Origin of the sequence: Flavimaribacter sediminis (assembly GCF_019492055.1) — a bacterium.
In the GTDB taxonomy this organism is placed as follows: Bacteria; Pseudomonadota; Alphaproteobacteria; order Rhizobiales; family Rhizobiaceae; genus Flavimaribacter; species Flavimaribacter sediminis.
On the sequence record NZ_JAICBX010000003.1, the window covers coordinates 82,236 to 100,776 of the forward strand.

At 59.2% G+C, this 18,541-nt stretch carries 17 protein-coding genes; 9 read left to right on the forward strand and 8 right to left on the reverse strand.

Annotated features, from left to right (window positions below; translation table 11 throughout):
* The first annotated feature begins 1 nt into the window (after window position 1).
* The 7 genes from K1W69_RS16060 to K1W69_RS16090 are packed head-to-tail and all read left to right on the forward strand — an operon-like array spanning window position 2 to window position 6,831.
* A complete protein-coding gene (locus K1W69_RS16060) occupies window positions 2-1,198 on the forward strand; it encodes a CaiB/BaiF CoA transferase family protein (protein ID WP_220229448.1) in 1,197 nt (398 codons plus the stop codon).
* The gene (locus K1W69_RS16065; protein WP_220229449.1) at window positions 1,198-2,322 is read left to right on the forward strand and encodes a thiolase family protein; all 1,125 of its coding nucleotides are present in this window, start codon (window positions 1,198-1,200) and stop codon (window positions 2,320-2,322) included. Before K1W69_RS16060 ends, K1W69_RS16065 begins: the two co-directional genes overlap by 1 nt.
* Window positions 2,323-2,335: 13 nt before the next feature.
* Window positions 2,336-2,767, forward strand: a complete 432-nt coding sequence (locus K1W69_RS16070) for a Zn-ribbon domain-containing OB-fold protein (protein ID WP_220229450.1) — start codon at window positions 2,336-2,338, stop codon at window positions 2,765-2,767.
* Entirely contained in the window at window positions 2,764-3,717 is a 954-nt protein-coding gene (gene kce / locus K1W69_RS16075) for a 3,5-dioxohexanoate:acetyl-CoA acetone transferase (protein WP_220229451.1), read from the forward strand. Before K1W69_RS16070 ends, kce begins: the two co-directional genes overlap by 4 nt.
* Window positions 3,714-4,496, forward strand: a complete 783-nt coding sequence (locus K1W69_RS16080) for an SDR family NAD(P)-dependent oxidoreductase (RefSeq protein ID WP_220229452.1) — start codon at window positions 3,714-3,716, stop codon at window positions 4,494-4,496. Before kce ends, K1W69_RS16080 begins: the two co-directional genes overlap by 4 nt.
* 16 nt (window positions 4,497-4,512) lie before the next feature.
* Complete coding sequence (locus K1W69_RS16085) at window positions 4,513-5,385, forward strand: SMP-30/gluconolactonase/LRE family protein (protein WP_220229453.1); 873 nt, start codon at window positions 4,513-4,515, stop codon at window positions 5,383-5,385.
* Window positions 5,386-5,400: 15 nt separating this feature from the next.
* Window positions 5,401-6,831: an NAD-dependent succinate-semialdehyde dehydrogenase gene (locus K1W69_RS16090; RefSeq protein WP_220229454.1), complete on the forward strand. Its 1,431-nt coding sequence runs from the start codon at window positions 5,401-5,403 to the stop codon at window positions 6,829-6,831.
* A gap of 15 nt (window positions 6,832-6,846) precedes the next feature.
* Here the strand turns inward: K1W69_RS16090 and K1W69_RS16095 are convergent, their stop codons facing one another.
* On the reverse strand, window positions 6,847-7,713 hold the full coding sequence (locus K1W69_RS16095; protein ID WP_220229455.1) for a LysR family transcriptional regulator: 867 nt from the start codon (window positions 7,711-7,713) through the stop codon (window positions 6,847-6,849).
* Window positions 7,714-7,810: 97 nt separating this feature from the next.
* Between K1W69_RS16095 and K1W69_RS16100 the strand changes: the two genes are divergently transcribed.
* Together K1W69_RS16100 and K1W69_RS16105 are read left to right on the forward strand one after the other, a co-directional pair.
* On the forward strand, window positions 7,811-8,770 hold the full coding sequence (locus K1W69_RS16100; protein WP_220229456.1) for an MBL fold metallo-hydrolase: 960 nt from the start codon (window positions 7,811-7,813) through the stop codon (window positions 8,768-8,770).
* Between the two features lie 673 nt (window positions 8,771-9,443).
* Window positions 9,444-9,947, forward strand: a complete 504-nt coding sequence (locus K1W69_RS16105; RefSeq protein WP_258571141.1) for a tyrosine-type recombinase/integrase — start codon at window positions 9,444-9,446, stop codon at window positions 9,945-9,947.
* A gap of 125 nt (window positions 9,948-10,072) precedes the next feature.
* On the opposite strand, the gene K1W69_RS16110 is transcribed toward K1W69_RS16105, so the two are convergent.
* Genes K1W69_RS16110 through K1W69_RS16140 form a run of 7 tightly spaced genes read right to left on the reverse strand, consistent with a single transcriptional unit; the run spans window position 10,073 to window position 18,519 of the window.
* Window positions 10,073-11,113 carry a branched-chain amino acid ABC transporter permease gene (locus tag K1W69_RS16110; protein WP_220229458.1) on the reverse strand — a complete coding sequence of 347 codons (1,041 nt, stop codon included), beginning with the start codon at window positions 11,111-11,113 and terminating at the stop codon, window positions 10,073-10,075.
* Window positions 11,113-11,997, reverse strand: a complete 885-nt coding sequence (locus K1W69_RS16115) for a branched-chain amino acid ABC transporter permease (protein WP_220229459.1) — start codon at window positions 11,995-11,997, stop codon at window positions 11,113-11,115. The genes K1W69_RS16110 and K1W69_RS16115 overlap by 1 nt, the downstream gene beginning before the upstream one ends.
* Window positions 11,994-12,719 (reverse strand): ABC transporter ATP-binding protein, encoded by a 726-nt coding sequence (locus tag K1W69_RS16120; protein WP_258571142.1) that lies wholly within the window; start codon window positions 12,717-12,719, stop codon window positions 11,994-11,996. Before K1W69_RS16120 ends, K1W69_RS16115 begins: the two co-directional genes overlap by 4 nt.
* A complete protein-coding gene (locus K1W69_RS16125; RefSeq protein WP_220229460.1) occupies window positions 12,719-13,432 on the reverse strand; it encodes an ABC transporter ATP-binding protein in 714 nt (237 codons plus the stop codon). Before K1W69_RS16125 ends, K1W69_RS16120 begins: the two co-directional genes overlap by 1 nt.
* 30 nt (window positions 13,433-13,462) lie before the next feature.
* The gene (locus K1W69_RS16130; RefSeq protein ID WP_220229461.1) at window positions 13,463-14,641 is read right to left on the reverse strand and encodes an ABC transporter substrate-binding protein; all 1,179 of its coding nucleotides are present in this window, start codon (window positions 14,639-14,641) and stop codon (window positions 13,463-13,465) included.
* 47 nt (window positions 14,642-14,688) lie between these two features.
* Window positions 14,689-16,440 carry a hydantoinase B/oxoprolinase family protein gene (locus K1W69_RS16135; RefSeq protein ID WP_220229462.1) on the reverse strand — a complete coding sequence of 584 codons (1,752 nt, stop codon included), beginning with the start codon at window positions 16,438-16,440 and terminating at the stop codon, window positions 14,689-14,691.
* 18 nt (window positions 16,441-16,458) lie between these two features.
* Window positions 16,459-18,519, reverse strand: coding sequence for a hydantoinase/oxoprolinase family protein (locus K1W69_RS16140; protein ID WP_220229463.1), 2,061 nt, complete (start codon window positions 18,517-18,519; stop codon window positions 16,459-16,461).
* Window positions 18,520-18,541 lie beyond the last annotated feature (22 nt).

An 18,541-nucleotide genomic window follows, 5' to 3' on the forward strand; every position in this document is an offset into this window, starting at 1 on the left:
GATGAACACAACCGGACCCCTGCACAACGTCATCATCATCGACGTGGGGCAAATTTATAACGGTCCATACTGCACGTTTCTGCTGGCCATGGCAGGGGCCAAGGTGATCAAGATCGAACCGCCCCGGGGCGATCCGCTACGGCGGCGCACAGTGGTGGGAGGCGCCGCCCTTCCCTTTGCGATGCTGAATTCGAACAAGGACATGGTGTCGTTGGACCTCAAGTCCCAGCGTGGCAAGGAGATTTTTCGACAGATGGTGATGCGCGCCGATGCTGTGGTCGAAAACTATGCGCCGGGCACGATGGAAAGGCTGGGCGTCGGCTACGAGGATCTCAAGGCTATCAAGCCGGATATCGTCTACGCAGCCGGATCCGGCTATGGCCGCTCAGGGCCCAAGTCACGCTATCCTGCAATGGATTTGACAGTGCAGGCGATGACAGGCGTGATGAGCACCACCGGGTTTCCCGACCGACCGCCGGTCAAGGCAGGACCTGCGATCGCCGACTTCTTTGGTGGCGTACACCTCTACGCCGGTCTGGTGACAGCGTTGTATGACCGTGCCGTGACGGGAAACGGACGGCTGGTCGAAGTGGCGATGATGGAGGCGCTTTATCCGTCGCTCAGTTCCTCGCTGGGTCTGTATTATGGCAGTCACGGCGATATTCCTCCGCGAACCGGCAATCGGCATGCCGGACTAGCCGAGGCTCCATACAATGTCTACCCGACGACAGACGGGCACATCGCGATCATTTGCGTGTCTGACCAGCACTGGATCAACCTTACACAAGCGATGAAACGGAACGATCTCGCTGAAGACCCGACCCTGGAGACCCTTAAACAGAGGGTCGAACGGATGGACGACGTCGATAGGCTGGTGTCGGAATTCACAAGCCAGTATCCAAAGCAGGAGTTGTTTGATCTGCTATCGGAACACCGCGTTCCCTGTGCGCCCGTGCGAACGCTGGACGAAGTGGTCAACGATGACCATCTGCACGCACGCGGAGCGCTGGAATGGATCGACCATCCGATGTACGGACGGCTTGCCCTACCGCGTTCGGCGCTGCGATTCCACGGCCAGGAGACGGTCGAACTGCGGCCGTCGGGCGAACTGGGTCGCGACAATGACGCCGTCTATGGCGACTGGTTGGGTCTTTCTCGGAAGGATGTCGCCTCTTTGTACGAAGAAGGCGTCATCTGATGCGCGGGCAGGTCGTTATTGCGGGCATCGGGCAAACCGAGTTCGGCAATCTGCCGGGGCGGTCGACTTATTCACTGAATGCAGAAGCGGTGCGTCACGCGCTGAACGATGCCGGAATCCCCAAAGACCGTGTCGACGGGTTGTTCGTCAAGTTCCCGACCTCGCGGTTCGAGTTCATGTATGGCCAGAAACTGGCCGAGACTCTGGGTATTGTACCACGGATCGGCGGGGTCTGGGACCAGGGAGGAGCCGCCAATGCTTCGATGGTAGGCTATGCGGCGATGGCGATTGCCGCCGGACAATGTGATGTGGCGGTAGTTACATTTGCCGACAATCCGAAGTCGGGTACTCGCCAGGCCTATGACAAAGCCTGGGGCCACGACCAGATTTACGGCTGGTTCGGCATCCCCGCCGGTTATGCGATGATCGCTCAGCGTCATATGGGGCAGTATGGAACCACAGCCGAACAATTAGGTGCGATTTCGGTAACTTGCAGGACGAACGGTGCGAGAAACCCGCGCGCGCAGTTGCAAAAACCACTGACGTTGGCCGATTATATGGACAGCCCGATGATCGTCGAGCCGTTGCGGCGCGACGACTGCTGTCTGGTCTCGGATGGCGGAGCGGCGGTGGTGCTGACCAGCGCCGAATTCGCTCGGCGTGAAGGGCTGGATAAAACGGTGCCGATCCTCGGTTTCGGACAGGGTCAAACGTCGTGGGAAGTGGCCCAGCGCCCGGACCTGACGACCACAGCGGCCAAGGCGTCGGCTGAAACTGCGTTTGCAATGGCGGGGCTTACGCCGCGCGATGTGGATGTCGCACAGATTTACGACTGTTTTACTATCACAGCACTGATGTCGCTGGAAGATTACGGGTTCTGCAAGCCCGGCCAAGGCGGCGATTTCTGTGCATCTGGCGCTATCGCGCTGGACGGCGAGTTGCCGATCAATACCTCGGGCGGACTGCTATCGGAAACCGGAATGCCCGGGATGCAGCTGATAATAGAGGGTGTGCGTCAGATGCGCGGCGACGCTGCAAATCAGGTCTCCGGCGCCCGGACCTGTGCGATTTCAAACCAGGGTGGGGTGATGCATACCCACGCGACACTCATCCTCGGACAGTAAAGGAACGACGACGTTGAACGCCCCCGATAACTTCCCCACCCCGGTGATCGACGCACTGAACGCTCCCTATTGGGATGCTTTGGGCCAAGGACATCTATCCTATCAGCACTGCAAGACTTGCAGCAATTCCTGGCTTCCGGCACGCAGCGAATGCCCCGGATGTCTCGACACCAATTGGTGCTGGCAAACCGCCTCGGGAGACGCCAGACTTGTCAGCTGGGTTGTCTATCACCGTGCCTTCGACCCGGCATTTCAGGAACGGCTGCCGTATAACGTTGCCATAGTGGAGTTGGACGAGGGCCCGCGGCTGATCTCAAATATCGTCGGGCTGGATGCCAAACAGGACATCGGCTCTCAGTTGCGGATCGACCAACCGTTGCAACTGGCGATCCGCCATGAACACGGGGTGGCTATCCCGGCCTTCGTAATAAAGGCTGTGCAATGAGCCTATCGGACAAGATAATCATTACCTGTGCGGTTACCGGCTCGATCCATACACCGTCAATGTCGCCGCATTTGCCGATTACGCCCGATGAAATCGTCGCATCGGCGCTCGGAGCCGCCGAGGCGGGAGCTGCTATACTGCATTTGCACGCCCGCAATCCGGAGACTGGCCGTCCTGACCAGAGCCCGGAAGCCTTTGCGCCGATCCTGTGCGAATTATCGCAGCGGACCGACGCGGTGCTTAACCTGACCACGGGCGGTGCACCCACGATGACAGTGGCCGAGCGGATCAAGCCTGTAGTCGAACATCAGCCTGAACTGGCTTCAATGAATATGGGCAGCATGAATTTCGGCCTCTATCCGATGCTGGACCGCTACACCGAGTTCAAACACAGCTGGGAGCCAGAATATCTCGAAGGAAGCCGGGCGAATATCTTTCGCAATTCGCTATCAGATATCGAACAGGCGATGGCCGCCTGCGGTAGAAACGGAACACGGTTCGAGTTTGAATGCTACGATATCGGTCACCTGTACACGCTTGCGCATTTCGTGGCGCGCGGGCTAGTGACACCGCCCTTCTTTGTGCAGAGCGTTTTCGGCCTGTTGGGTGGAATTGGGAACCACGGAGAAGACATCGCTCATATGCGCCGTACGGCCGATCGGTTGTTCGGCGACGATTATCGCTGGTCGGTTCTGGGAGCCGGGCGGCATCAGATGCGGGTGGCGGCGGCGGGGTTGACCCTGGGCGGAAATATTCGTGTCGGGCTTGAGGACAACCTGTGGGCCGGCAAGGGCCGGCTGTCCGTATCGAACCGCGAACAGGTGGATATCGCCCACGCGCTGGTCGAGGGATTGGGCTTGTCTGTGGCGACTCCGGATGAGGCGCGCGCGATCCTGGGGCTAAAAGGGTGTGCGAAGACCGGATTTTTGAACAGAGGAGCCATGATGTGACCGAGAAATCGAGCAAACCCGTCGCCTTTGTAACCGGAGCTAGCCAGGGTATCGGCCGGGCCATTGCCGAAACATTGGCGGCGCAAAACTATGCGCTGGTGATCGCTGCTCTGGACACACCCGAGTTGGCGGAAACAACCATGGCGTTGAGAACGGTGACCGAAGTTCTGACCCTGCCCGCCGATTTGGCGGATGCCACCACTGCGCCTGCGCTGATCGCTGAGGCAGTCAAGCGTTTCGGGCGGCTTGATGCCTTGATCAACTGCGCCGGGGCGACGCGGCGTGGCACCATCACCGATCTCAACGACGCGGACTGGCAGCACGGATTCGCAGTAAAGTTCTTTGGCGCCATTGCGCTGACCCGCGCAGCTTGGCCGCATCTGCGCGAAGAACGAGGCGCGGTAATCACGATTGCCGGAGCGCTAGCGCATTCGCCGTCGGATTCTTCGCTGATCGGCGGCACGATCTGCGCCGCACTGCTGAATTTCAACAAGGGACTGGCGGAGACCGGGCGGCGCGACGGGGTGCGGGTGAACGCCATCAACCCCGGATGGATCGACACTGGACGGCTGGGCAGCATGCTGGAGCAGCGTGCCAGCGATGCGGGGCATAACGATCTGGACCAGGCTGCAAGTGAAATGATCGCCGATCTGAAGATCACCCGGTTTGGCCAACCCGGCGACGTCGCAGGGCTGGTCACCTTTCTGCTATCGGATGCAGGCAGCTTCATCCACGGCGCGGCGATCGACATCGACGGCGGAATGACCAAGGGCCTGTAAGTGGGAAGGAGCCGAAGTGTTTACACTCGACGCAAAGGATTTCAGCTTTGCCGGCGCGGATCTCAGCCGCCCCGAATGTATTGTAGCTGAGCGAGACGGAACACTGTGGGTGTCGGACAATCGTGGTGCGATCACCCGTATCATTCCGGACGGACAACAGCAGCGGTTGGGGCGGATGGGCGGTAAGCCCAACGGCATGACGATGGCAGGAGACGGCAGCTTTTTGATGGCCAATATTGCTTTGCGCCGGTTCTATCGGGTATCGCGCAATGGCGAGGAAAAGGTGTTTCTGGACACGATCGAGGGCCAACCGGTGGGGGCCGCAAATTTCGTCGAGCGCGACCCGTTGGGGCGGTTGTGGCTGTCCGTGTCGTCGCGGCTGGAGAACCATCTGGAGGCGCTCGAGTCGGATATTCCGGACGGCTATGTGATCCTGCTCGATGAAAAAGGGCCGAGGATTGTCGCCGATGGTTTGCTATTCACCAATGAAGTGCGGCTGGATGCCGAAATGGGCTGGCTGTACATGGCGGAAACCCGCGGCGGGAGGGTATCGCGCGCACCAGTCTTGGACGATGGCAGTCTGGGACCACGTGAAATATTCGGACCTGAACCGATCTTTGACGGCGCGCTGATCGATGGTATCCGCTTTGATATGGACGGAAATCTATGGGTGACCGAAATTACCCGCAACCGGCTCTACATGATCGCCCCCAACGGCACGGCGCATATGGTGTTCGAGGATCCGAGCAGCGAGATCCTGGACCATCCGTCGAGTCTGACCTTTGCAGGACATGATTTGCGCACTGTGTATGTCGGCGGGTTGGGTCAGACTCGCCTTGCGACGTTCCGGGCGCCAGTAGCCGGGCTGCCCCCCGCACATTGGGTCTGATTGGGATCGCGAGCAATGACGAAAATACACTTGGGTTTCGTGAACGGAGCCTGGCAGGACGCACCGCGCGAGACGACACCTTGTACCGACCCGGCCACAAACGAGGTGATCGGCGCGATATCGATGACCGCACCTGAAGCAGTCCCAGACATTCTTGATGCGGCCGAACGGGGTTTTGCCCACTGGCGACATGTATCGCCGGCGCAGCGCGGCGAAATACTGCGTCGCGCCGCCGCGATCGTGCGGCGCGACGCTGAGGCGCATGGGCGCGCTATCGTCTGTGAGCAGGGCAAGCCACTAGGCGAGGCACGTATCGAGGTAGCGGTATCGGCGGAGATGATCGACTGGTCGGCCGCCGAGGGACAGCGCCAGTATGGACGGATCATTGCCCCGCGCGACCCGCGGTTTCAGCAGTTCGTGAAGCGCGAACCGGTGGGCGTATGCTTGCTGATCCCGTCTTGGAACGTGCCGCTGATGTTTGTCGCGCGCAAGCTAAGCGAGGCGCTGGCGGCGGGCTGTTCGGCGATCCTGATCGGCAACAAACAGGTTCCTTCCGCCGCAACGGCGGTTGTCCTCGCCCTGGCCGAGGCTGGAGTACCGGAAGGCGTGGTCAACCTGGTGTTTGGGTCGAACACAGCACTCAGCGAAGCGTTGCTGAGCTCGGGGCGTGTGGCAAAGCTGTCGTTTACCGGTAGCACCAGAGTGGGCCGGACGCTTTCGCGGATCGCCGCCGACCATGTGGTGAAGACGACGCTGGAGCTGGGCGGGCACGCGCCGACGATCATCGACCGCGACGTTGATGTCGAGGCGGTCGCGGCTACGACGGTGAGCAGCAAATATCGAAATTGCGGGCAGGTCTGCAATTCGCCCACGCGCTTGTTTGTGCATCGCGAAATCTATGATCGCTTTGCCGAGGCGTTTAGCACCGCGGCTACTGGCCTGCGGCTTGGGCATGGGCTGGAGGATGGCACCCAAATGGGGCCGCTGGCATCGGCCCGTCAATTGCAGCGCATCGAGATGATGACCGAGGACGCCCGTGCCCAAGGCGGACGGGTACTGACCGGCGGCGCGGCGCTGGAGGGGCCAGGTAATTTTTTTGCGCCAACAGTTGTCGACCAATTGCCCGAAAGAGCAGCGATACTGCGCGAGGAACCCTTCGGCCCGATTGCAGCGCTGATCGCCTTTGACGACGTTGAGGCGGCAATCGCGCAGGCGAATGCCCTGCCTTTTGGACTGGCCGCCTATTGCTATACCAACTCCATCCGCACCCAGCATCGAGTGTCCAACGGGCTTAATGCCGGCATGATAGGCATCAACACGCCACAGATCTCGTTGCCAGAAACGCCATTTGGCGGTGTCGGACTAAGTGGAAATGGGTCCGAGGGCGGCGCCGAGGGCGTTGCGGGATACATGACAACGAAATACGTTTCGCAGTTCGTGGCCTGAGCTGCGGTGCGCCAGTCAGCCGGCAATTTTCGCCGTCCGCATACTATCGACAAAAGCGCGCACCCGCGCCGTGTTGCGCAAATCGCGGTGGTAGAGAACCCATATGCCTTGGCTGGATTTCATTTCATAGCCCGTCAGCCTCTCTAGCCCAGGTTCGGCATTGCCAATCAAGGTAGGCAACTCTATCACGCCCATGCCCTGCAAAGCCGCATCGATGGCGGTGAACTTGTTGTCGGTATGACAGGCGCACCGGCCCGCAGGGAACAGGCGGTTGTGCCAGCTGTTGCGCAAGATATCGTCGTCGTGCGCGATCCAGTCGAGATCATCGGCGGACAGGCATGACGCGGCGTCCAACCCTCGTTCGGCCAGCAGCGAGGGTGCGGCGTAGAGGCCCGAATAGTTATCGCATATCTTGTAGCCGTGCAGTGTGTCCATCGGCGCGGCGGTAACCCTGACGGCGATATCCGCCTCTCGATTGATCAGGTTGGATATCTCGTCAGCTCCTTGCAGGAACAGATCGATCCCCGGATAGTTCCGGCCGAACGCGGCGACGATCGGGATCAGCAGGTAGTGGATAAGCACTAGCGGCGCGGTGACGCGAAGCGCCCCTTCGAGCCGCGTGTCCTGCGCCAGCGACAGGCGCGAGATGCGTTTGGCCCCAGCCTCTATTTCCTCGGCGGCGGCGATCAGCCGAACCGCTTCGGCGGTCGGCACGAAGCCGGTCTTGCGCCGGTCGAACAGGCGCGTATCCAGATTCTGCTCAAGCGCCGCGATGCGGCGCGATACGGTCGTATGGTTCACGCGCAGGGTTTCGGCAGCAGCGGAAATGCTGCCCTTACGCACTACAGCGAGGAAATAGCGAAACCCGTCCCAGTCTTCCATTCTGCATATTTGCAGCAGAACTCTGCATTATGCAACGTTTATTGCAGATTATCTGACGTGTAATTAAGCCTTAGTCAACGCCGTAAGGGACCACACGATGAACGAGAACAGACGTACTTTTCTGCAGTATTCGACAGCAACGCTTTGTGCCGGCGCCTTGGGCGAAGCGCTGCCAAGTGCTGGATTTGCCAAGGAGTCAACCGATCAGATTACCCTGACCGGGAGCAAGACTTGGCAGATCGGCGATATCAGCTGTACAGCGTTGCTTGATGGCGTCGTGCAGGTCGATGCCGCCATCTTTGGCACAGCCGAGCCTGATACACTGGCCGCTCTGTTGGCCGCGACAGGGCAGCCCGAGGGTAAAATTAACCTGGATGTGAACGCCTATCTGCTGGAGATCGGCGGGGAGAAGCTGTTGATTGATACGGGAACACGCGACATCTACGGCCCGACTCTGGGAAAACTACCCGAACAACTCGCCGCATTGGACGTTGATCCCTCCGAGATTGGCAAGGTTGTTCTGACACATATGCATAACGACCATACCGGCGGACTGACAGATGCGCAGGGTCGCGCGGTCTTCGATCAGGCCGAACTGATCGTGCCGGCGGCCGAGTGGGATTTCTGGACCAGCGAGGACAATTTCGCCCAGGCGTCGGACACTTTCAAATTCTCGTTCACCGGGGCGCGAGCAGCGGGTAAGGCGTATCAGGACCGCGTGCTCGTCATGCCTGATAATGCTGATGTTATGCCCGGATTTTCTGGTATCGCCCTGCCCGGCCATTCGATTGGTCATACAGGTTACCGGATTTCGTCAGGCCGTGACCAGATGATCATTTGGGGCGACACGGTGGTGTCTCCCGAGTTGCAGTTCGAGCATCCGGAATGGGCAAGCGCATTTGACGCAGATGCTGAACAATCTATCGCCTCGCGAAAGCGCATCTTTGATGAAGTTTCGGCCGACAGGATATTTGTTGCCGGAATGCACCTGCCGTTTCCGGGAGTCGGATATGTGTCACGGAAGAATAACAAATACCGCTTCGAGAGTGTCGTCTGACAAGGTGTACTTGGAACCGACGGTTGCGCGGCAGAACGGCTGCCACGAGCGCATCTACCGAACCCTGTAGCTGAAGATGGCACGACCACCGGGCATATAAAGTCTCACGGATTTGATCGCGGGTTCTTTGCGATGTTCTGACCTTCGACCTAAAATCGATAGACGGTGTCTACACGGGCCTTGCAGGCCTTCGCTGGTCTGTCGAGACCTGAAGATAGAGTACCGTGCGCTTCATGGGATGATCCCTAGGTTCGGGGTATCGATCCGATGTTCCGGACTTGGGTATTCATCGATCATAAACAAAGTGTTTTTTGAACAGGCTTGGTATTTCAATCCCCCTTCATCATCGGCTCAGACCTTCGCGCAACAACCAACGAGTTAGAGACCGCTTCTTGATTGAACTCAGCCATTTAGCGCGATTGCATCCCAGCTTGAAAGTGTTTGTTATTCAATTGAGAGCAACGCTTTTCGAATAGCATCGCAGAAGGCATGCAGCGATCCCACGTCGCCAGCTAGTCTCGACACCGAAACATCACCAATCGATATGTGAATACAGATGCGGATCCCAATCGGGAAATCTCCGAGGTCATTGGTCAGCGCATTTAAGCAGGGCTCCGTGAGAGGTTCCGGCGGAGGTGATTCCTCTGAATAAGTAAACATCCTCGCTTCAGGCTTGCGCCGGGGAGATGTGCATAAGGTCGGGCCCCAGCACGTAAAGAACGGCGTACTAAAATACCGTGCCGCCAAGAATGCGGTGGCTGTCACGGTGAAGCTGCCACAGTTCCTAGTCGATACCATCGCAGCAACACCGACCGGTGATATGCGGTTCATGGTCAAGAAAAAGGGCGAGGCCTGGACTTCGAAAGAGAGTTTCGGAAACTGGTTCAGCAAGTGCTGCCGAGAGGCCGGCCTCGAGACGGGTAAATCTGCCCACGGAATTCGGAAGCTCGCGGCGACCATTTCTGCAGATGCTGGCGCAACGACACACGAGCTGATGGCACAGTTCGGATGGAAGACGGTCAGTCAGGCGGAGGTCTACACAAGAGGAGCTGACCGGCACCGACTTGGCTTGCAATCTTCCAGTCGTGTTGCGGACCATATCGAGAACATAATACCCCGAACCTTGATATCGGGTGCGGGTAAAATTCAGAAAAACACAAATAAATCAACAATTTGAAAATAGATGGTGGGCCCGGTAGGTGTAAGATTTGGCAACAAAATCAGAGGATTCCACCCCGAACCCAGCAATTATCGCTCTATTGATATCATAAAAAAAAACTTAGGAGACGCACCGAACGTCGGTTATCCGATTTGATCGTTGGTTATGGGTAATTCGTTGGCTGCCTTCCTCTTCCATGGCAGTGTCAATTCCCTGCCATTGGTGATGCCCATCGGACGAACGAGAAGTATCAGGAGCATCATGATCGCCAGACCGATCTCTCGCAGGCCGGGCATGGCGATGACCTCCACGCCGAATATCTCGAAACCCGAAGAAAGAATTCGCAGGATCTCGCCTATCGCCGCCACGGCGAATGTGCCGACCACCGCCCCCGACAGGCTTCGCATCCCGCCAAGCACAAGCATCGCCAGCGATAGAAACGTGAATTCGAGATAGAACTGGCCTACTGCCAGAATGCCGAGGAAGTGTCCCTTCAGAACACCTGCGATCGCAACGACAGCGGCAGAAACAACGAACGCGAACAGACGCAACTGTCTGACGGGAATGCCGGAAGCCAGTGCCGCCGCTTCGTCCTCGCGGGAAGCCTGAAGCATGAGTCCGTATCGCGAAAACCGGAACACGAAAGCAACGACAAGAGCTAGTAGGGCGGCGGAGGTCGCCACGAAAAGATTGGTCTCGATCGGCAGTCCGACCAGAGAACTTGTCCCCTTTGTCAGAGCCTCGGCGTTAGAAAAGACCGAATGCACGATTGCAAGCCATGCCAATGTCGCGATGCTCGCTGCAATGCCCGACAATCGTACAATGACAACACCGATGACGGCTGCCGTGATCGCCGCCGTGACCGCCCCGATCGCCGCGCCGCCTGCCAGACCGACCTGGGTCGACAGTACGAAAGCCGGCAGCGACGGCAGGAAGATCTTCTTCATGGTGATCGGCAGTGTGAACCAGGCGGCGGAATATGCGCCAATCGCTGCAAAACTCGCATGGCCGAAGGACAGGACTCCCGAATTGCCGATAAAGATGGAAAGACCGATCACGACAACGAGATTGATCATTGCGCCGATCACCACGCGAAGCAGAAGCGGTGAACCGAATACACCTAGCAGCGAAACCGCGAGGATCATGAGCACCAGAATGAAGAGCGTCGGAATTGCGGCTCTCATCACACACGCTCCCGGGCGGCCGCGCCCCTGAAAAGGCCCTGTGGTCTCAAAACGAGAACGGCGATCACAACGATGTACACGAAGGCCTCGCGATAGGCTCTCAGTTCGGGTGGCAGGAATGCCTGCAGCAGTACGGTGACTACCCCGACCGCAAGGCCCCCGAAAACAGCGCCGACCAGGCTGCCCATCCCGCCAATCACCGTCGCGACGAAACCGACCAGAGCCAGTTCGAGGCCGATTGTCGGGGCAGCGACCCCCGTGCGGGCTGCGAAGAGAATGGCGACGACAGCAGCAAGCAGGCCGCTCATGGCAAAAGCCACCGCAATAACCCGGTTTGCCCGAATGCCAAGCAGTCGCGCCATTCGAAAATCGACGGCCGCAGCCCGCATCTCGATGCCGATCCGCGTCTTGCGAAGAAAGAGCGCAAATGCACTCAGCAGCACGATGGTCGCTCCTATCGTCGCAATATCGATACGCGGCACGCGAACCGATCCCATAACGATGGGGCGTGCAAGTTCCGGTAATATGTCCAAGCCGATCGGACGGGCTCCGAAAATGAGCACAAGGGAATATTGGAGCAGGTAGCTGACTGCGAAACTGGTCACCAGCAAAGTGGCGGGATCAGCGGTCCGGATGGGGCGAAACGCCATTCGCTCCACCACAAGCGCCAGGACGACGACGACGCAGATCGCGGCAAGAGCGGCCAGCGGAAACCAGACGCCGGCGCTCAGCATGAGAATATAGATGCCGATTGTCACGAATTCGCTTTGGGCGAAGTTGATCAGCCGCATGATGCCGAACAGCAATCCGATACCGAGCGCGGAAAGCGCGTAAATCGATCCGACGCTGAGGGCGTCAATAGCGGTTTGCAGGGCAAAATTCACGGCGTGGCGGCTTTCAGTGTTCCGAAGTATGCATCTTCCAGCGCCTGCCGCTCGAGAATTTCGGGACGGCCGGACAGGGCAACGGAGCCGCCGGTCAGGACAATCACATGATCGGCGATTTCACCGATCCTCGCCGGGTTCTGTTCCACCAGCAGCATCGCCACGCCAATCTCCTTGAGCTTCTTCAACACCGTATAGACAGTGTCCACCATGATCGGCGCCAGCCCGAGCGACGGTTCGTCCAGGATCAGTAGGCGCGGTTTCGACAGAAGCGCCCTGGCGATGGCCAGTTGCTGCTGTTCGCCGCCGGAAAGCCGCGTGGCCTGGCTCGTACGGCGCTCTCGCAGCACCGGGAACATCGAGTAGACTTCGTCGAATGCCGACGCCGTGCTGCCGCTCTCCTTTCGAGCGGTCATGCCCAGAAGCAGATTTTCTTCCACGGTCAGCCCTTCAAAAATATGCCGGCCTTCCGGCACGAGCGCGATGTTTTGAAAGGCGACCTTCTCGGGCAGCCAGCCGGTGATATCCGTTCCGGCGATCTCGATCGTCCCCAGCGCCGGTCTCACGGCCCCGGCGATCGCCAGAGTGAGCGTCGATTTTCCGGCGCCGTTTGCGCCCACGACTGCAAGCGTGTCCCCTTCCCCGATTTCCAGCGAAATATCGCGAAGCGCCGGGATGGGACCGTAACTTACGGAAAGATTGCTGACCTTCAGCAGCGGCATCAGTGACCGCCTCCTTCCGCGCCAAGATAGGCGTCCTTTACGGCGGTGTTGCTCTTGATCGCATCCGGATCACCACGTGCGATAACCCGGCCGCCGTCCAAAACGACAAGCCGCTCGCAGATGGACATGACAAGATTGATGTTGTGCTCGATGAGGAGCAATCCCATCCCGGTGCGATCGCGAAGTGCGACCAGCGTCCTGTCGAGATCCTCGATCTCATTCGGGGACATTCCGGCGGCTGGTTCGTCGAGCAACAGAAATTTTGGTTTAAGTGCAAGAGCGCGGGCGATTGCAAGGCGGCGCTGATGCGCATAAGGCAGGCTTCCGGCGTCGCTGTCCGGACGATCGGCGAGGTCAAGAAGTTGGAGAAGCGTGTCGACGCTTTCTGACCTGGAGCCCAGAACCGCGGCCGCGGCGGCGACATTGTCTCTGACCGATATACCGGAGAACAACCGGACAGACTGAAAAGTTCGCACGACTCCGGCGCGGGCTATACGGTCCGGCGAGAGACCCAGCAGAACGGAATCGCCGAGCTTAACGGATCCGGTTCGGGTCTTCTGGAAGCCGGAAAGAACATTGACGAGCGTGCTCTTTCCGGCCCCGTTTGCGCCGATGAGACCGACAATCTCGCCGGGGCCGATGTCGATATCGACATCGGCGATGGCCAGAAGACCGCCGAAATTGACCGTCAATTGCTCGGCAACCAGTCGCATTTCCATCTCGTCAGAAAGCCAGATTTCTCTTCAGAACTTGATATCCGACACTTTCTCGGCGGAAAAGCTGCCGACCGCCTTATGCTTGCCGTTCTCGATTTCGAGCACAGTCATGGGCCGCCCGGTGTTTATGTGAATATCCGGCGAAAACGACGTTTCACCGACCAGCAAAGGTTCGTCGGAGAACTTGTCGAGTTCGGCACGAACTGCATCAGTATCGAAGTTGTTGGCGCGCTTCACTGCTTCGGCCCAGGCCTCGATTACGGAGTATCCTGTCATGGAATGCGCGGTTACCGGCAATTCGCCGTACTTCTCCTGGAACTTCGTCACGAAGGCGTTGACCTCCGGGTTGGGGTCGTCGCCGAAGATGCTGCCATAAGTCGCGACATAGAAGTTCGAAAGATCGGGCACCGCTTCCAGCCAGTAGCTGCCGTCCATGGACTCGCCTGCAAGCATCGGCTCATCAATGCCGGCAGCGCGAATCTGACGGACGTAGGACCCGCCGTTGATAGCGCCACAGAACATGATCACGTCGATGTCATCATGGGACTTGATGCGGGTGATTTGCGGCGCGATCGATGTATCGTTGCCGGCATTGTACGCATCGACGTCGACAATGCCTTCAGGTCCGGCCAAGTCCGCGAAGCGCTCCTGAAAGGAGTTGCAGAGGGACTTGTTGTACTCCACCTGCAGGTCATTGAGCACGAAAGCCTTGCGGAAGCCGAGTTCATTGTAGGCGAATTCCGCCAACAGGGCGCCTTGTGCAATGCTGGCCGTCGCCATCGTGTAGGCATTGTTTCCGATACCCTGGGCGCCGAACTTCGGATCGGCGGCGCAGGAGGAGAACGCGATCTTGTTCTGGGCCTGCGCCACCAGTGCAGCCGGCGCTCCGAAATCGAAGTCGCAGGTCACCATAACCATGGCCGCGCCCTTGCCGAGAACGTCCGTGGCGGCATTTGCCCCCTCGGCTGGGTCCGATTTCGTATCGGCTTCGACGCTGACGATCTTCTTGCCCAGCAAGCCGCCTTCAGCGTTGATGTTGTCAATGGCGAGCAGCGCCGCCTTGCGCGGTCCGTCGTCATAGGGGGCGACGAAGCCCGACAGCGCAACCGGAAAACCGACAGTTACCGTATCATCAGCCGCATACGCCATGCCCGGTGCAGCAAACAAGGCAGCGGACACAAACATTGTCTTGTAAAGTTCTTTCATCTTTGTCTCTCCTTGGTTCTAGGGACGCTTTCCATACGTCGTTCTTCTCAGGCCGCGAAATCGGACCTGAGCCTTGAAGTTGCTTCCATGTCGGGTCGCCCGTTTGCATCGAGCGTGACCTTGTAGATTTGCTCGGCGCGTTCAGGCGTAATCCATCCTTCTGCCACATCCCTGGCCACTGCCTCGGGCTCACGTTCCTGTGGCGGTCCGTATCCGCCGCCGCCGCAGGATATTGAAAGGATCAGTTCTCCGTCGTTCAGCGTTACCTGAGCGCAGCCCTCAAGTTGTTCGCGGGCGCCATCCGGCAGCAGGCGGAACTGGTTCGACCCCATGGCCTGATGGCCTTCGCGCACGCCTTTGGCGGGGTTGTGCATCCCGTCGCTGACATAGCCCACCGAAAGATCACATCCGACCGGGCCGAATTCGACCGCAATCGAGGGCGCTCCCTTGAACTTTCCGGCGCCTTCGCTGTCCGGCACCAGCTTTCGGGATCTCACCCAAAGCGGTTGCCGCTGTTCGTCTAGCTCGACGCTGTCGAGACTGCAGAACCCGGCGTTCCCGACATGTCCGACAGTCACCCAGGCATCGGTCGTCGGAGCCCCGGCGCCACCGGTCATGCCGAGAAAAACCTGATTGATGAAGGGTTTGCCATCGCGCGGACTAGTTCCGGAAATAACGCCGACCGCGGGCGGAATTACGGCCCCGCACTCGGCCATTCCGGCCCCTTCCGCGATATCGGCGATGGCGCATTGCACGGGATTAGCCACACGGTCGGCGACATTGGTTGTCGCCACCGACGTCGAAGTGGGATGGCGCGGAATGCCGACGACACAGTTTTCACGCAGTATGATATCCAGCCGCCGAAAGCTGCCGGCGTTTTTCGGCACCGTATGGTCGATGGAATTGAAGATGCCCACCATCGCCGCCGTTCTGGAACAGGCTTCAGACAGATTGAGACCGCATGGCAGGCAATCCATATTGTCGGTCAGGTCCACGCGAATGCGCGCGTCATCGGGATCGATGTCGACATCGACGTTTACGAGAATGCCATCTTCAGGCGTGCCGGGGAAATGATCGTGCGTGCTCGATCGACGGGCCTTGCCGGCGGGCAGCGAACTGACGGCGTCGATCATGCGGCGTTCCGAATAGTCGAACCATTCGGATGCGAATTCCGTCAGCGTGTCCCAGCCGACCTCATTCGCCATCGCCGTGATTTCCTGCTCGCCGATGCGCGCGGAACCAAGCGCCGCAAGAAAATCGCCCCACCACTGGTCAGGCACGCGTATGCGCATGCGGCACATCCGGACGAAGTCCTCATTCGTTTCATAGTTTTCCTGGACCTTCACGGACGGGAAGATCAGCGCCCCTTCCTCGTAAACATCGACGGCCGACCCGTGGTAGGTAGTCGGTATTGAGTTGCCGATATCCGCCTGATGGGCCTTGGCGAGCACGGTGAAGCGATGTCTGCCTTCGTCATCCATGACCGGAACAAGGATCGTGTGGTCGGCGGCGTGGCTGCACCCGTGATAGGGCGAGTTGTTGAGATAGGCGTCGCCGCGCTTGAGTCCCTTTGACAAGTCCACCATGTGGCGCGCCATGATGTCCGGACCCGAAAGAACGTGGATCGGAAGCCCTTCGTTGGCGACCAGCAGATCGCCTTCTGCCGTTGTGATGCAGCAGGAAAAATCACGGGCGATGTTGAGAACCCCGGAGCGACCGGTCCGCAGCAGGGTATTGGCCATACTTTGCGCAACACCCTCAAAGCGATGGTTTAGCAGTGACAGCTTTACCGGATCCATAATTCGCTTCTCCTTGCGTCAAACGTCGATAACCAGCGTGCCCGAGGGCTTACGCCTCGCGACAGCGCCCGGGTCGACGACAATGGTCGTGAATGAATTTTCAATAATCGCCGGCCCCTCGATCTCGACGCCGGGCTCGATGTATCCGAATGGGAAGACCTTCGATTCAATCCATCCTGTATCGCCGAAATAGGTCTTTCGGGCCCGCGGTTCGCCGCTCTCTTCGTTGCTTGAAAGACGCAGCGCCGGGGTTTCCGAGAAGCTGCAGCTCACCTGCGCGGTCCAGCCGATGATCTCGATTGGCGAGGCCGGATCGGCAAATGAGAAGAGCGCCTTGTGGGCGGCATGGAAATCTTCGATGAAACCATCGACATCGGCTTGTGTCGCCAGCGAATTGCCCCGCAGCGGCACTTCGATATCCCAGACCTGGGTCGCATAGCGGGCGCTGACACGGAATTCCGTTCGCGAACCGAAGGAATTGGCGCCGGGGCCCTCTGCAAATTCACGACACCGCTCGCCAAGACCGTCGAGCACCCGCTGCGACCCTTCGTGGTCGAAATCCGCCGTCGTGGCGAAGAAAGCGCCGTAATACTCGGCCTTGAGGTCCGACATCAGCGCTCCGGCCGCTGAAAGGGCGGCGCCCACTTCCGGGATGATGAGCTGGCGGCATCCGAGCCGCCGGGCGATACGGACTGAATTCAGGCCCGCCGCGCCGCCGCCGCCGACCAGCACCACCTCCTGCGGATCAATGCCCTGGTTTACCGTGATGTCGTTAATCGCCTGGACCATGCTTTCCGTGGCGATTGTTATGATCGCGTCAGAGGCGGATGCGACATCAAGGCCGAGTGGTTCGGCAACGACCGTCCTGATGGCGTTTTCCGCCGCGTCCAGATCAAGCGACATTGATCCGCCGAGAAAGAAATCCGGATCGATGTGGCCGAGCATCAGCGACGCGTCGGTGACCGTCGGCTGCGTTCCGCCTCTGCCGTAGGCGACCGGCCCGGGATCCGAGCCCGCGCTTTGCGGACCGACATGCAGGAGACCGCCGCTGTCGATCCAGGCGATAGACCCTCCTCCGGCGCCGACGCTTCTGACGTCTATCCACGGAAGACCGATCATGACGCCGCGATAACGCGGTCCGATCCAGGTTTCGCGCGACGTCGGGATGCGGCCTTTTCGCACGATCGAGACGTCATAGGTGGTGCCGCCGGTGTCGGCTATGATCGCATCCGAAATCCCGCTGTCCTGTCCCGCGAAAAAACGGCCGGCGACAGGCGCCATCGATGGCCCTGAATTGACGATGTGGATGGGAGATTCGGCGGCGTCAGCCGCATCGATGACGCCGGCCTGCGACGTCAACACCAGTGTACGACCGTTGAAACCTGCGTCGCGCAAACGCCCCTCCAGCGACCGCATGTATCTGCCCATCATCGGCTTGAGCGATGCGTCGACCACGACCGAGGATGCACGGCGGAATTCACGAATTGCAGGATTGAGGCGATGCGACAGCGTGTAGGGAACGTCGGGCAGATGTTCCTCGAACAGCGCCGCTATCTGCTCTTCGTGATCGGAGTTGGCTATCGACCAGAGCAGGCAGACGCCGACGGCTTCCACCTGCTTTTCCTTCAATGCTTCGATGATGGCCAAAACAGCGTCTGTTTCCAGTGGCTTGATGATGGAACCGTCCGCATAGATCCGTTCCGGAACCTCGAAGGTCAGCCTGCGGGGGACATAAGGTTCCGGGAATTTCTGCGTGAAATTGAACGTGTCGGCGCGGCCGCCTTCGCGCAGGACAAGCATGTCGCCATGTCCTTCGGTGGTTATGAACGCCGTCTTTGCGGTCCGTCCCGTAATAATGGCGTTGATGGCGTGGGTGGTGCCGTGAATGAGAATGCCGCCCCTGGACAACAATTCCTCGCGCGGCATGCCGAACGCTTCGGCCGCGACGCCGAGCGCATCGAGAACGCCGGCTACCGGATCTTCCGGCGTCGTGCGCGCCTTGAACATGGAACAGCTTCCGTCGTCGTTCTCGACAACGAGGTCGGTAAAGGTTCCGCCGGTATCAACTGCAAATCGCATCTTCGTCCGTATCCAGTATCTT

Bases quoted from the DNA above. Each gene is read 5' to 3' on its own strand.
- K1W69_RS16100 (WP_220229456.1), top strand. From the start codon at position 7,811: ATGAACGAGAACAGACGTACTTTTCTGCAGTATTCGACAGCAACGCTT.
- K1W69_RS16060 (WP_220229448.1), top strand. From the start codon at position 2: ATGAACACAACCGGACCCCTGCACAACGTCATCATCATCGACGTGGGG.
- K1W69_RS16120 (WP_258571142.1), bottom strand. From the start codon at position 12,719: ATGCCGCTGCTGAAGGTCAGCAATCTTTCCGTAAGTTACGGTCCCATC.
- K1W69_RS16065 (WP_220229449.1), top strand. From the start codon at position 1,198: ATGCGCGGGCAGGTCGTTATTGCGGGCATCGGGCAAACCGAGTTCGGC.
- K1W69_RS16095 (WP_220229455.1), bottom strand. From the start codon at position 7,713: ATGGAAGACTGGGACGGGTTTCGCTATTTCCTCGCTGTAGTGCGTAAG.
- kce (WP_220229451.1), top strand. From the start codon at position 2,764: ATGAGCCTATCGGACAAGATAATCATTACCTGTGCGGTTACCGGCTCG.
- K1W69_RS16125 (WP_220229460.1), bottom strand. From the start codon at position 13,432: ATGCGACTGGTTGCCGAGCAATTGACGGTCAATTTCGGCGGTCTTCTG.
- K1W69_RS16090 (WP_220229454.1), top strand. From the start codon at position 5,401: ATGACGAAAATACACTTGGGTTTCGTGAACGGAGCCTGGCAGGACGCA.
- K1W69_RS16140 (WP_220229463.1), bottom strand. From the start codon at position 18,519: ATGCGATTTGCAGTTGATACCGGCGGAACCTTTACCGACCTCGTTGTC.
- K1W69_RS16110 (WP_220229458.1), bottom strand. From the start codon at position 11,113: ATGAGAGCCGCAATTCCGACGCTCTTCATTCTGGTGCTCATGATCCTC.
- K1W69_RS16135 (WP_220229462.1), bottom strand. From the start codon at position 16,440: ATGGATCCGGTAAAGCTGTCACTGCTAAACCATCGCTTTGAGGGTGTT.
- K1W69_RS16130 (WP_220229461.1), bottom strand. From the start codon at position 14,641: ATGAAAGAACTTTACAAGACAATGTTTGTGTCCGCTGCCTTGTTTGCT.